Below are 13441 nucleotides of genomic sequence, written 5' to 3'. Positions count from 1 at the left end.
AGATCACCCGCGCGCAGATGGCCGCGCTGCTCACCCGAGCGCGCAACCTGCCCACCACCTCCCGCAGCCACTTCACCGACGTCGCCGGCTCCCCCCACGCCGCCGCGATCAACGCCCTGGCCGCCGCCGGCATCACCGGCGGCTGCGGCAACGACCGCTTCTGCCCCAACCACCCGGTCAGCAGAGGCCAGATGGCCACGTTCCTGCAACGCGCCTGGTCCCTGCCCGACCCCCCCAGCGGCCTGCTCAGCCGCCCCAGCGACACCTTCACCGACATCGCCACCTCACAACACCGCACCGCCATCAACGCCATCGCCCAAGCCGACATCACCCGCGGCTGCAGCAACAACCGCTACTGCCCCAACCAAGGCGTCACCCGAGCAGAGATGGCATCCTTCCTCGCCCGCACCATGAACCTCGTCTGACCCGGGTCAACCACCGGTCAAGCGGCGGGAGGATCGTCCGGGAGGCGGCGTGCCAGCAGGAGCGTCGCGATAGCCGCGAAACCCGTCAGCGCCATGAACGGCAGCGAGACGAAACCGAACGTCCGGAACCACACCGCCGTGCACGGCACCGCGGCCGAGCAAGCCACCGCGGCCTGCTGCGGGAACCACTCGAGCTGGTAGTGGTACGCCGAGATGACCGCACCGACGGCGGTCAGCGCGTACGCGTACCGGGCGACGCCCGGGTCCCGTTTCCACGCAGCGAGGGGCAGCATCACCGCCAGGGGATACATCGCGATCCGCTGATACCAGCACAGCGTGCAGGGGGTGAGGCCGGCGGCCGACCGCCAGGGCGACACCCGTCGCCACCACGGCACCCGCGCCGAGCGTCAGCAGGGAGAGGAAGAGCGTGACTGTCGGCGTCGTCATGCGGAGCCTCTACCGCAGCGCGGACAGCGACTGCTCGAGCTGGTCGACCGGGAGGGCGCCGACGTGGCGCCCCGCGACGCGCCCGTCACCGTCGAGCAGCACCCAGTACGGGTAGCCCGTGAGGCCATAGGCCTGCCCCGCCCGGCTCGCGTCGTCGTCGAGCAGGGTGGACGGCGTCCACCCCTCGTCGGCGAGCCAGTCAGTGGGCGGGAAGTTCGGGCGGGCGGCGTCGGTGCCGGTGGCGACCCCGTACAGGTGCACCCCCTCGGGCAGCCCCCCATCGTCGAGCCACTCCTGCACGGCCGGAACCTCCTCTCGGCAGTGGGGGCACCAGTGGGCCAGGAAGACCACGGCAGCGGGCTCTCCGCCGCCACCGATGGTGAGGGCCGCGCTGTCGAGCCCCTGGCCGGACACGGTGGGCGCGTCGGTCCCGATGGCGGCGTCGGGGCCGTTCGAGAAGGGTGGCAGGTCCGTACCGCTGACCTCGACCGGGGCGGTGCTGGGTGCCGCGCCCTCGTCCGTCTCGTCGGGGGAGAGCAGGAGCGCGAGGCCTCCGGCGACCACCACCAGGCCGACGACCGCTGCGATCACCACCCCCGTGGATCGTCCCGGGCGACGCGTTGCCGTGGTCACGAATGCCGCCTTCTGTCGGTGTGGTCTCGGTCGGGAGCAGCGGTCACGCGGTGAGAGCGGCACGGGCCAGACGCACGTCGAGGCGCATCAGGCGGTCCCTCCCACGTCCTGGCGGCTGAGCGAGGCGAGCAGGCAGTCGGTGGACGTGATCACGCCGACCAGCGTGTGGTCGTCGTCGATCACGGGCAGGGCGCTGACGCGCCGGGACAGCATCAGCCGGGCGGCGGCTTCGACTGGCTCGTCGACGTGGATCACGTGCGGGGAAGCCGACATGACCGCCTCGATCGAGCGTTCGTCGCCGACGGCCTCGGCCAGCACGGCGATGCTGACGGCGGTCATCCGGGCGAGGGCGGCCTCGTCGATGCGCACGTCGCGGTCGCTCACGATGCCGACGAGGCGGCCGTCGTCCTCGACGACGGGTAGGTGTCGGATGCCGTACCGGTGCATCAACTGGCGGGCCTCGGCGACCCGGTCGGACGGGGTCACCGTGACGGGGTCGCTGGTCATCCACTCGCGCACGGCCACCGCGCACCTCCTCCTTGTGGGGCACATGCACCTGCTCTTGGCAAGCATCTCGCGTCGCCAACGGCCCTGCAGGGCCGAACGGCCCCGTGCGGCCGGGACCCCCGGACCGGCCCGACCGTCACATGACGCGGCGGCCGGTGATCTCTGCAGCCAAGCTCCGGACGTACTGCCCGCGGGTCCCCGGAGCCCAGGGGCGCAGGGCGCGGCGGCCGTCGGCCCGATAGCGCCAGAGGGCCCGCCCTGGGGGGCCACTGATCCCCCTGAGCGGGCCCATTCGACCCTTCCGCGCGTGCTGGCACGGCGCGATGCTGGGGCAGGGCAACCCGCCACGGCTGCTCGGCGGTGCCACCACGCCGGTCACCGACGCGCTGGACATCGCGATCATCGTGCCGGCGACGATCCTCGCCGGCGCCCTTCTGCTGCGCGGTCGCGTCGCCCTGGGCGCCGTCCTCGCCGTCCCGCTGCTGACGCTGCTCGTGGCCCTCACCCCAGCCATCATCGCGCAGACCATCGCGCAGATCGCGGGATCACCTTCACCACAGCAGAAGTCGTAGGACCCATCAGCGGGTTCCTCCTGCTCGGGGGCACCGCGGCCGTGCTCCTCGTCAAGGTGCTCCATGCAGCCCCGCCAGCGCCGAAGCGGCCAGAACCCTGGACCACGGCCCGCCGCCGACGCATCCTCCACGTCATGCCGGGGAATGCCCGACCCACCCGCCCGACCTCGACCGACGGAGACACGATGACCGGTGCACCCGCGAGCCCGCCGCGATGGATCGTTCGGTTCTCCGCCGGCGATCGCTCCCAACGCGACCTGCTGGGCGGCAAGGGCGCGAACCTCGCGGAGATGACCCGTCTGGGGCTGCCAGTACCGCCAGGGTTCATCATCACCACCGAGGCCTGCCGGGCCTTCCTCGCCACCGGTGCGGTGCCCGACGCGCTGTGGGAGGAGCTGGACGCGGCGCTGGTGGATCTCCAGACCGGCGCGGGCCGCCGGCTGGGCGACCCTGCTGACCCGCTGCTGGTCTCCGTGCGGTCGGGTGCGCCGTTCTCCATGCCAGGGATGATGGACACGGTCCTCAACCTGGGCCTGAACGACGCCACCGTCGAGGGGCTGGCCAGGGCGAGCGGGGACCGGCGGTTCGCCTTCGACGCCTACCGGCGCCTGGTCCAGCTGTACGGCAAGGTCGTGTTCGGGGTTGACGGTTCCCTGTTCGAGGACGCACTGGCCCGGCGGGTCGAGCCGTCGGGGGCGGAGGAGGCCGTCCTGCCCGCCGAGGTGCTCGCCGAGCTGACCGCGGACTTCGCCGCGATCATCGAGCGCGAGGCTGGCGAGCCCTTCCCCCAGGATCCCGATGAGCAGCTGCGGCGCGCCGTCGAGGCCGTGTTCGGCTCGTGGAACGGCCGACGTGCGCGCGACTACCGGCGCATGGAGGGCATCGCCGACGACCTCGGCACGGCGGTCAACGTGCAGCAGATGGTCTTCGGCAACCTCGGGGAGGCCAGCGGCACCGGCGTGGCCTTCACCCGCAACCCGGCGACCGGCGAGGCGCGGCCCTACGGGGACTGGCTGCCCCGCGCGCAAGGTGAGGACGTCGTCGCGGGCATCCGCCTCACCCGCAACCTCGACGAGCTGGCCACCGACTTCCCCGACTGCGCCGCGCAGCTCAGCGACGTGTTCGCCACCCTCGAGGCGCACTACGCCGACATGTGCGACATCGAGTTCACGATCGAGCAGGGCCGCCTGTACATCCTGCAGACCCGGGTGGGCAAGCGCACCGCCCACGCCGCTTTTCGCATGGCAGTCGACATGGTGGGCGAGGGATTGATCAACCGGCGCGAGGCCGTGCTGCGGGTCACCCCCGCACAGCTCGAGCGCCTGCTGCACCCAAGCTTCTCCCCCGACGCCTCCTACGACGTGCTCACCACCGGCTTGAACGCCTCCCCGGGCGCCGCCGTCGGCGCGGTGGTCTTCACCGCCGACGACGCCGAGGCGCGCGTCGCCGACGGGCAGGATGTCATCCTGGTGCGCGCCGAGACGGCACCCGACGACCTGCACGGCATGATCGCCGCCCAAGGGGTGCTCACGTCGCGGGGCGGCCTGGTCAGCCACGCCGCCGTTGTGGCCCGCGGTATGGGCAAGCCGGCCGTGTGCGGCGCAGGTGCGGTGAGCGTCGACCCCGACGACCGGGTCTTCACCGTGGGGGAGGTGACCGTCAGCGAGGGCGATGTGATCTCCATCGATGGCACCACCGGCGAGGTCGCGCTTGGCGCCGTCCCACTCGTGACCCCCGAGCCGACGGGCGCGTTCGCGACCCTCCTCGGGTGGGCCGACGGGTTCAGACGCCTCGGGGTGCGCGCCAACGCCGACCTGCCCGAGGACGCGGTGAGGGCCCGCGAGCTCGGCGCGGAAGGCATCGGGCTGTGCCGCACCGAGCACATGTTCCTCGGGGACCGTCTGCCGCTCGTGCAGCGCATGATCCTGGCCGAGACCGACGCCGCGGAGCAGGCAGCACTCGACGCGCTCGGCGAGGCCCAACGCTCCGACTTCGTCGCCTTGCTGCAGGCGATGGAGGGGCTGCCGATCACCGTGCGCCTCCTCGACCCGCCCCTCAACGAGTTCCTGCCCGACGTCACCGAGCTGCTGGTCGCCGACGCCAAGGGCGAGCTCGACGCCGACGGACACCGCCTCCTCGCTGCCGCGCAGCACTGGAGCGAGGTCAACCCCATGCTCGGCACGCGCGGCTGCCGGCTCGGCGTGATCAAGCCCGGCCTCTACCGGATGCAGACCCGCGCGCTCGTCGAAGCGGCGGTGGAGGTCGAGCGCGCCGGCGGAGCGCCCCACGTGGAGATCATGGTCCCGCTCACCGTCACCGCCCGGGAGCTCGACCTCGTCGCGGGGTGGATCCGCGAGACCGCCGAGGAGGTGGTGCGCGACGCCGGCGTGACGATCACCTACCGGATCGGCACGATGATCGAGACGCCGCGCGCCGCCCTGCGCGCGGACCAGTTCGCCCGGACCGCGGAGTTCTTCTCGTTCGGCACGAACGACCTGACGCAGATGACGTTCGGGTTCTCCCGCGACGACGTGGAGGCGCGGATCATGGCGACCTACCTCGAGCGGGGGCTGCTCGAGGTGGACCCCTTCCGCACGTTGGACCCCACGGGTGTGGGCCGGCTGGTCCGGCTCGCGGTCGACGAGGGGCGGGCGGTTCGCCCCGACCTGCACCTGGGGATCTGCGGCGAGCACGGCGGTGACCCACCATCGATCGCCCTGTGCCACGACGCCGGCATCGACTACGTGTCGTGCTCACCGCTGCGGGTGCCCGTCGCCCGGCTCGCCGCAGCCCACGCCGCGCTGGGCGCCCCAACGCACGCTGCAGGGGCCTGACGCCGGCTCCTAGGGCGCTGGTTTGGCGAGAGCGAGGTCGAGGGCGAGCTTCTCCCCCCAGTCCCGCGCGCGCTCCACCTCCCCCGGCACGAGCGGTCCTGCCGTGTCGGTGACGAAGTAGCTTGCCGCTGGGCACGCCAGTCGGAAGCCGAGGTGGCGTAGCCGCTTCGCGGCCCCCCGCGCAGCCGAGCCAGGCACCCGCGGCTTGTCGATGCGGGTGTCGAATGCGGCGGCGGCGACCCCCGGCGACGCGGCCCCGACCGCGGCCATCCACTCGCGGATACCGATGCCACGTGAGATCAGTGGACGCGTGGCCTTCACCATGGCGTCCGCCCGGGTGGTCGCCCGGCTCAGCCCGAAAGCGTGGGTCGGGCCGCCGACGACGAGCAGGCCGACGTCGCTGCCGAGCGTCGCCGGTGCGGCACCGACCTCGACGGCGTCCACGCTCATGTGCTGAGTGAGCCCGGGCTCGCGCGTGCAGTGCCGAAGGTCACCCTCGTGCGGGTCCAACGGCTGTGCGCAACCGGTGGCGCGGGTGCTCCCGGCAGGGCACCGGCGGGCTGGGCCAATCACGACCACCGACTGCCTACGCGCCCTTCTCCGCCTCCTCGACGGTGAGGGCGCCCAGTCGGTTGGACGAGGAGCGCCCGGGGACGGCTCCGTTGCCTGCGTGAGCCCACCCAGGCGCTCCTCAGGCTCGGGCGTGGCCACTGACCCGCGCACGTGTCAACCCCCCTCTGGTCGAGGAGCTCGGCCGGGAGCTGGCCGGCCGAGTAGGCGATCACCGCCCCGCGGCACCGCGTCGGGCGGTCATCGAGGTTCGGTGCCCTGGTCACCGTCCGAGGAGCAGCAGTCCGGCGGTGATGAGCAGGACACCGGCGACGTCGAAGGCGGCCCCGGATCGCAGCATGCGCGTGATGGGCACCATGCCTGATGCGTAGACGATCGCGTTGGGGGGGGTGGAGACGGGCAGCATGAACCCGTAGGAGGCGCCGAACACGGCGGCCAGTGCGGGGATGAGCGGGTCGACGCCGGCAGCCTGAGCGACGGGGATGAGGATGGGGACCACGATGCCCACCGCAGCGGTGTTGCTCGTGGTCTCCGACAGGAGCACGGCAGCCAGCGCGGCCGACGCCGTGAGGGTGATCAGGCTCGTCATGCCGAGGGACGTGGCCAGCGATCCCCCCAGCCGGCCGGCCAAGCCGGTGTCGGACAGCAACGTGCCGAGCGCGATCCCGGAGCCGAACAGCAGCACCGTCCCCCAGTCGATGCGCACGGCCTGCTCCCAGCTCAGGGTGAACCGCCGTTGTGGCCAGTCAACCGGCAGCAGGAACAGCAGGGCGGCGGCGAGGATCGCGACCGTGCCCTCGTCGGCCCGCTCCCCCAGCAGGGTCGCGACCGACGACGACTCGCCCACGAGCAACCCGACGATCCCGGGCAGGACCCACAGGGTGACCGCAACCGCGAACGCCAGCAGGGTGTTGCGCTCAGCACGAGTGAGCGGACCGAGTGCCGAGCGCTCCCCGCGGATATACTCGGTGGCTCCCTCGAGGCGGCGGACCTCCGGCCGGTTGAGGAGCAGCAGGACCACGCTCAGGACGGCGAACATGGCCACCACGATCGGCAGGGTCATCAGCATCCAGCCGAAGAAGCTGATCTCCACCCCGGTGAGCTCGGCGATGAACTCCCGCCCGATCAGGTTGGCCGGACTGCCGATGGGGGTCAGCAGGCCGCCCACGCTCGCCCCGTAGGCGGTCATGAGCATCAGGGCGGTGCCCAGCCGCAGCCGTGGGCCACCGCGCAGGTTCGCGGGGAGGAGCTCGGAGATGGCCCGCAGGACCCCGACGGCGATGGGCAGGAGCATCGCGACGGCCGCGGTGTTGGAGATCACCGAGGACAGCAGCGCGGCGCACACCCCGAAGGCGACGACGATGCGGTACGTCGACTGTGCGACACCGGGAAGGCTCAGGACCCGGAAGGCGAAACGGCGGTCCAGGCCGTGGATGGTCATCGCCCGCGCGATGATGAAGCTGCCGATGAACAAGAAGATCACCGGTGAGGAGAACGCACCGAACACTTCCGGCGGCGGTGCAACGCCGGCTACGGACGCCAGCGCCAAGCCCAGCAGTGCGGTCACCGGGATCGGGATCGGCTCAGTCGCCCAGAAGATCACGACGAAGACCATGACCGCAGCCAGGGACCGCTGGGCGGGCGCGAGCGCACCCGCGTTCGCGTAGACGGCGAGCGCCACGACTGGGCCCGCGATCAGGCCGACGGTGCGCCGTCCGCGATCGAAGCGGTCGGTGCCGCTCGGCGGGGCCAGGACGGGGCTCGCCTGGACGCCGGTCACCGCTGATCACCTGGTGTGCGCAGGGTCGCAGCGTCGGCGCGTCCGTGCTCGGTAGGGGTCAGCTCGACCGTCGGCACCGTCCCGCCGAAATGCCGGCGCGGGCGGGCAGAACGCGCCAGGAGCCGCCACGTCACAAGGCGCACCTGGATCCGCTCCACCCGGCATCCGGCGGTCATACCGTGACCATGGCGCACACGCGCGTGACCGCATAGGGCCGAAGGTCCCGACCCCGGTCGACCTCGGTGGGCACTCCCTCGACTGCGTCTACCGGCCTCGTGGTCGGCGCCCTCGTGCTCCTGCTCGCCGCCACGGCGATGATCGTCGCCGCGGCTGCCGGCGCGCGCAGCACGCCTCCTGGCGCGGCGACGCCCGGCGCGACCGCACCCGGGGTTCCCACAGCGGCCGCCCGCGGGGCGTACCCCGTCGCGATCGAAGGCCGGCTGGACGAACCGCTGTCGCGGTGGCTGTGGCTCGTCAAGTGGTGGCTGCTGGCCATCCCCCACTACCTCATCATCGGCCTGCTCGTCGGCGGCGGGGTCGCGTGGCAGACCGGCAACGAGACCTGGGGTCCATGGATGTTCGGTGCCGGCGGCGGCGTGATCGGCGTGCTCGTCCTCGTCGCCGGGATCGTCCTGCTGTTCCGCGCGACCTACCCCCGCGGCCTGTTCGACATCGTCGTGGGACTCGCAACGAGGGCCGCCCTTCGGGCTGGAGCGTACCGCCACCCCTGCTGCGGCAGGCTAGGGACTGTATCCAGGGCTGGCGGGGGGCCGTGTCACCGCGACGGGGCACGAGGAGTGGTGCAGGACCTGACGGGTCACCGAACCGAGGAGCAGGCCGTGGAACCCGCCGCGTCCCCGGGAGCCGACGACCAGGAGGTCGGCGCGTCGTGACCACCCGACCAACACCTCCGACGGATGGCCGGCTTCGACGTGCACCGCTGTCGGTGTGACTGGTGGGGTGGGAAGGTCGGCGATGGCGTCGGCCGCTGCCGTTTCGGCGGCTTGGTGGAGGCGTCGCCGCCAACCGGGCGAGGCGACATCGAAGAACTCCGCACCGAACGGGCCGTGGGCCCGATAGGGCTCGTACACGCTCAGGACGTCCACGGCGACCTCACGCAGCGCCGCCTCCTCGACCGCCCAGGCCAGGGCAGCTCGCGCCGGCATGGAGCCGTCCACGCCGACGGCGATCCGCCCCCCGTCCGTGGCAGGCTGATCCGGGACGAGCACCACCGTGCAGGCCGCGTGACGCGCGCAGTGCTCGGCTGTCGAGCCGAGCAGCAGACCCTCGAAGCCTCCCGCCCCGTGTGTGCCGATGACGAGCAGGTCTGCCGTGGCAGCTGCTTCGATCAACGCCCGGGCCGCCTGCCCGTCATGGAGCACGCGGCGCACCTCGAGGCCCGTCATGGCGTCGGCCTCTGCTTCCAGCGCCTGGTCGAGCACCTGCTCGGCCCGGTCGTGGCGCTCGGGCTCGAACGCGGCCATGGCCGCGTCGGTGCCGGTGTAGACCAGCGGACGGATGTAGGCGTGGACGGCGGTGAGGCTGGCGCCGCGCCGCCGCGCTTCCGCCGCGGCCCAGCGCAGCGCGGCGACCGAGCCGCTGCTGCCATCGACGCCCACCACGATCACAGACACCACCCACCGCCTCCTCGCACCATCGCAGGCACTCTCATCGGCGTCACCGCTCCGCGGGGATCACCACGACCGGACAGTCGGCGTGGTGCGCGACCTGCTGGCTCACCGACCCCAGCAACAGGCCGGTGAACCCGCCGCGACCACGAGAACCCACGACCAGCAGGGCCTTGCCCCGGGATTCTTCGACGAGCAGGTTGGCAGCGGGCGCGAATCTGGTCACGTACTCGACGGCCACGCCTGCGGGCGCCCCGCCCGCCTGGGCCAGTGCTGCGTCCAGCAGCTCTCGCGCGGCCTTCTCGGCCCCTTCGTTGATGTCGTCCAGCCAGACCATCTCCCCCATGCCGTACGGGTACAAGCTCTGGATCGGCGGGATGGCGTGCACCAGCCGCACTGTCCACTGGTGCACCGCCGCCTCGGCGAGCGCCCATTCCAGTGCCCGCTGCGCACCGGGTGAGTCATCAACGCCAACCACGATTCCATCCATGGCAACCCCTTCTCCTCACGCAAGCCCGGGCGCTGCGGACCGTGGTCCCGAAGCGCATGCTGGCTCCCCTGCCCATCCGTGCCGTCCGGCCATGCCGATGCGGTGGCCCATGTGGGCATGGTAGTGCGCACCGCCGCGTTGCTGCTCGGCGCGCGCGTCACGATGCTCGTGTCGCAGCCGGTGGCGTGGAAGAACGACCCGTACTCCAGGGAGGTCTTGCCACCGCCGATCACCACGGCGCGCCGCGGCTCGTAGTCGAGGTCCTCGACGAGGGTGGCGTAGTCGAACACGCCGGGCAGGTCCATCCCCCCCAAGCCGGGTCTGCGTGTGTGGGCTCCCAGGCCGAGCACGATGTTCCGCGTGTCGCGTGTCAAAGCTGTCGAGCTCCGCGGCCACGCATCCAGTCCGCGAGGTCGGGATGTTGGAGGCTGATGTCCATGGGCGGGTCCTTTGCGGGCGGCGTACGGCAACGGTAGGGAGCCCACCTGAGCGCCACCTCGACATCGCAGGACGAAGATGCACCCACTGTTCGTCCACCGGCCTCGAACGGTCGCCGGGGCGAGGGGCGAAGGTCCCCGGACGCAGAGGCGAAGGGCCCTGTCCCGGACGGCCGCACCCCCGCACACTGCAGGGCATGAAGCAGAACCCCCAGATGCTGGTCGAGCGGGTCGATGCCGTCACGATCCGCTTCGCCGGCGACTCCGGTGACGGGATGCAGCTCACGGGCAACCAGTTCACCTCTGTGACCGCGCTGTCGGGCAACGACCTGGCCACCCTGCCCGACTTCCCCGCCGAGATCCGCGCCCCCGCCGGATCGCTCCCGGGCGTGTCGGGGTTCCAGCTGCAGTTCGCCGACCACGACATCTTCACCCCCGGCGACGCGCCGGACGTGCTCGTGGCCATGAACCCCGCCGCGCTACGGACCAACCTGGCCAGCCTCGCGCCGGGCGGCATCCTGATCGTCAACGCCGACGCCTTCACACCGGCGAACCTGAAGAAGGCCCGCTATGACACCAACCCGCTCGAGGACGGCAGCCTCGCGGGCTACCGCGTCCACACCATCCCGCTGACCAGCCTGACCCCGCAGACCCTGGTGGACTCCGACCTGGGCAAGAAGGACCGGGACCGCGCGAAGAACATGTTCGCCCTCGGGTTGATGTGCTGGATGTACTCCCGGCCCACCGAGCCGATCATCGCGCGCATCCGCGCGACGTTCGCCTCCCGGCCGGCGGTCGCCGAGGGCAACCTCGCGGTGTTCCGGGCTGGCGTCGCGTTCGGCGAGACCACCGAGGTCTTCGCACACGCCTACGAGGTCGCCCCGGCCAAGGACATGCCCCCTGGCCGCTACCGCCAGATCACCGGGAACCTCGCCCTGGCCTACGGGCTGATGGCGGCCGCGGAACGCGCCCGCCTGCCCCTGTTCCTCGGCTGCTACCCCATCACCCCGGCGAGCGACGTGCTGGAGGAGCTCGCCCGGCACAAGCGCTTCGGCGTGCGCACGTTCCAGGCCGAGGACGAGATCGCCGGGGTGGGCGCCGCGCTCGGGGCCTCGTTCGCCGGCCACCTCGCCGCCACGGTGACGTCCGGCCCGGGCATCGCCCTGAAGAGCGAGACGCTGGGTCTGGCCGTCAGCGTCGAGCTGCCCCTGATCGTGGTGAACATCCAGCGCGGCGGTCCGTCCACGGGTCTGCCGACCAAGACCGAGCAGACCGACCTCCTGCAGGCGATGTTCGGACGCAACGGCGAGGCCCCGATGCCGATCATCGCCGCGGCCACCCCGGGGGACTGCTTCGACGCCGCCGTCGAGGCCGCACGGATCGCCATCACCTACCGCACCCCGGTGATGCTGCTGTCGGACGGCTACCTGGCCAACGGTGCGGAGCCGTGGCTCATCCCCGACATCGACGGGCTGGTGGACCTCTCGGTCCTCGTGAACTTCGCCAACGCAGACGAGAGCGGCGACTTCCAGCCGTTCCGGCGCGATCCCCGGACGCTGGCCCGACCGTGGGCGATCCCCGGCGTCACCGGTCTGGAGCACCGCATCGGGGGCCTGGAGAAGGCGGACGGTTCGGGCAACATCTCCTACGAACCCGACAACCACCACCGCATGACCCTGCTCCGGCAGGCCAAGGTCGATCGCATCGCCGACGACCTGCCGGCCCTCACCGTCGACGAGGGGGACGGCGCACCCCGGGTGCTCGTCCTCGGCTGGGGCTCCTCCCGCGGCCCCATCGAGGCGGCGGTCCGGCGGGTGCGCCGGCGGGGGATGGCGGTGGCCCGTGCCCACCTGCGCCACCTCAACCCCTTCCCGTCGAACACCGGCGAGGTCCTCGCGGCCTACGACCGCGTGCTCGTGCCGGAGATGAACATGGGGCAGCTGTCCCTGCTGCTGCGCGCCCGCTACCTCGTGGACGTCCGCGGCTACAACCACGTCACGGGCCAGCCGTTCACCGCCGGTGAGCTGGAGCAGGCGATCGTCGAGCACGTGAAGGAGCAGTCGTGGCACGCACCCTGACCCGGGCCGACTTCAAGTCCGACCAGGAGGTTCGCTGGTGTCCGGGATGCGGGGACTACGCGATCCTCGCGACGATCCACAGCGTCCTCGCCGAGCTCGGGGTGCCCCGGGAACGGTGCGTCGTCGTGTCGGGGATCGGCTGCGCCGCCCGGTTGCCCTACTACACGGACACCTACGGCTTCCACGGGATCCACGGGCGGGCGCCGGCCATCGCCACGGGGATCACCTCCGCCCGGCCCGACCTGCAGGTGTTCGTCATCACCGGCGACGGCGACGCCCTGTCCATCGGGGGCAACCACCTGATCCACGCGCTGCGGCGGAACGCCAACATGACCATCGTGCTGTTCAACAACCAGGTCTACGGCCTGACCAAGGGGCAGTACTCACCGACGAGCGAGGTCGGCAAGGTCACAAAGTCCACCCCCGCCGGCTCCTTGGACCACCCGTTCAATCCCGTCAGTGTCGCCCTGGGCGCCGAGGCCACGTTCGTGGCCCGGTCGATCGACAACGAGCGGGCCCACCTGGCCGCGACGCTGGAGGCCGCTGCCCGCCACAAGGGCACGTCCTTCGTCGAGGTCTACCAGAACTGCAACGTGTTCAACGACGGCGCGTTCGACGCCGTCCGCGGCAACAGAGCGAACCAGATCCGCTTGGAGCACGGCGAGCCGATCCGCTTCGGCGACCACGGCGAGCACGGCGTCGTCCTGTGCGACGAGGCCCAGCTGGAGATCGTCGACGTGGTGGACGGCGACGAGGGGGCGCTGCTCGTCCACGACGCCCACCGCGAGGACCCGTCGCTGGCCTTCGCGCTCTCGCGGCTGTCGCACACCCCCAGGGGACCGACCCCCATCGGCCTGTTCCGGCAGGTCTCCCGCCCGGTCTACGGTACGGAGCTGCAGCGCCAGATCGACGAGGCGGTCGGGCTGCGCGGCACGGGGGACCTTGGGGCCCTGCTCGCCGAGGGGGACACCTGGACGGTCGGGGCCTAGCCCCAATACCGTTTACTTAAGACTACAAGCGTGTTATTCTCCCTGTCGGAC

At 71.8% G+C, this 13441-nt stretch carries 13 protein-coding genes; 6 read left to right on the top strand and 7 right to left on the bottom strand.

What is annotated here, in order from left to right; all coding sequences use genetic code 11:
* Positions 1–425, top strand: a 425-nt coding sequence (locus tag WD250_01105; GenBank protein MEX2618791.1) for an S-layer homology domain-containing protein, incomplete at its 5' end; no start/stop codon positions are given.
* A 17-nt stretch (positions 426–442) separates the two neighbouring features.
* Here the strand turns inward: WD250_01105 and WD250_01100 are convergent.
* The 3 genes from WD250_01100 to WD250_01090 all read right to left on the bottom strand — a co-directional run bounded on the left by WD250_01100 (position 443) and on the right by WD250_01090 (position 2030).
* On the bottom strand, positions 443–802 hold the full coding sequence (locus tag WD250_01100; GenBank protein ID MEX2618790.1) for a disulfide bond formation protein B: 360 nt from the start codon (positions 800–802) through the stop codon (positions 443–445).
* A 79-nt stretch (positions 803–881) separates the two neighbouring features.
* Positions 882–1466, bottom strand: coding sequence for a TlpA disulfide reductase family protein (locus WD250_01095; GenBank protein MEX2618789.1), 585 nt, complete (start codon positions 1464–1466; stop codon positions 882–884).
* A gap of 126 nt (positions 1467–1592) precedes the next feature.
* A complete protein-coding gene (locus WD250_01090) occupies positions 1593–2030 on the bottom strand; it encodes a CBS domain-containing protein (GenBank protein ID MEX2618788.1) in 438 nt (145 codons plus the stop codon).
* A gap of 305 nt (positions 2031–2335) precedes the next feature.
* Here WD250_01090 and WD250_01085 point away from each other — a divergent pair, with 305 nt between their 5' ends.
* Entirely contained in the window at positions 2336–2584 is a 249-nt protein-coding gene (locus WD250_01085) for a hypothetical protein (protein MEX2618787.1), read from the top strand.
* Between the two features lie 185 nt (positions 2585–2769).
* Positions 2770–5418 (top strand): pyruvate, phosphate dikinase, encoded by a 2649-nt coding sequence (gene ppdK / locus WD250_01080; protein MEX2618786.1) that lies wholly within the window; start codon positions 2770–2772, stop codon positions 5416–5418.
* Positions 5419–5427: 9 nt separating this feature from the next.
* Here ppdK and WD250_01075 read toward each other — a convergent pair whose 3' ends face one another.
* The 4 genes from WD250_01075 to WD250_01060 all read right to left on the bottom strand — a co-directional run bounded on the left by WD250_01075 (position 5428) and on the right by WD250_01060 (position 9874).
* On the bottom strand, positions 5428–5868 hold the full coding sequence (locus tag WD250_01075; GenBank protein MEX2618785.1) for a hypothetical protein: 441 nt from the start codon (positions 5866–5868) through the stop codon (positions 5428–5430).
* A 382-nt stretch (positions 5869–6250) separates the two neighbouring features.
* Positions 6251–7768, bottom strand: coding sequence for a DASS family sodium-coupled anion symporter (locus tag WD250_01070; protein ID MEX2618784.1), 1518 nt, complete (start codon positions 7766–7768; stop codon positions 6251–6253).
* A 740-nt stretch (positions 7769–8508) separates the two neighbouring features.
* Positions 8509–9405 (bottom strand): universal stress protein, encoded by an 897-nt coding sequence (locus WD250_01065; GenBank protein MEX2618783.1) that lies wholly within the window; start codon positions 9403–9405, stop codon positions 8509–8511.
* Between the two features lie 40 nt (positions 9406–9445).
* Positions 9446–9874 (bottom strand): universal stress protein, encoded by a 429-nt coding sequence (locus WD250_01060; protein ID MEX2618782.1) that lies wholly within the window; start codon positions 9872–9874, stop codon positions 9446–9448.
* 129 nt (positions 9875–10003) lie between these two features.
* On the opposite strand from WD250_01060, the gene WD250_01055 reads away from it, so the two are divergent.
* The 3 genes from WD250_01055 (at position 10004) to WD250_01045 (ending at position 13390) form a co-directional block, all read left to right on the top strand.
* Positions 10004–10141 (top strand): hypothetical protein, encoded by a 138-nt coding sequence (locus WD250_01055; protein ID MEX2618781.1) that lies wholly within the window; start codon positions 10004–10006, stop codon positions 10139–10141.
* A 379-nt stretch (positions 10142–10520) separates the two neighbouring features.
* On the top strand, positions 10521–12401 hold the full coding sequence (locus WD250_01050) for a 2-oxoacid:acceptor oxidoreductase subunit alpha (GenBank protein MEX2618780.1): 1881 nt from the start codon (positions 10521–10523) through the stop codon (positions 12399–12401).
* Positions 12386–13390: a 2-oxoacid:ferredoxin oxidoreductase subunit beta gene (locus WD250_01045; protein ID MEX2618779.1), complete on the top strand. Its 1005-nt coding sequence runs from the start codon at positions 12386–12388 to the stop codon at positions 13388–13390. The genes WD250_01050 and WD250_01045 overlap by 16 nt, the downstream gene beginning before the upstream one ends.
* The last annotated feature ends 51 nt before the right edge of the window (positions 13391–13441 follow it).

It is taken from the genome of Egibacteraceae bacterium (assembly GCA_040905805.1).
In the GTDB taxonomy this organism is placed as follows: Bacteria; Actinomycetota; Nitriliruptoria; order Euzebyales; family Egibacteraceae; genus DATLGH01.
The sequence above is the reverse complement of the archived record's forward strand: the minus strand, read 5'-3'. Positions and strand labels throughout refer to the sequence as shown.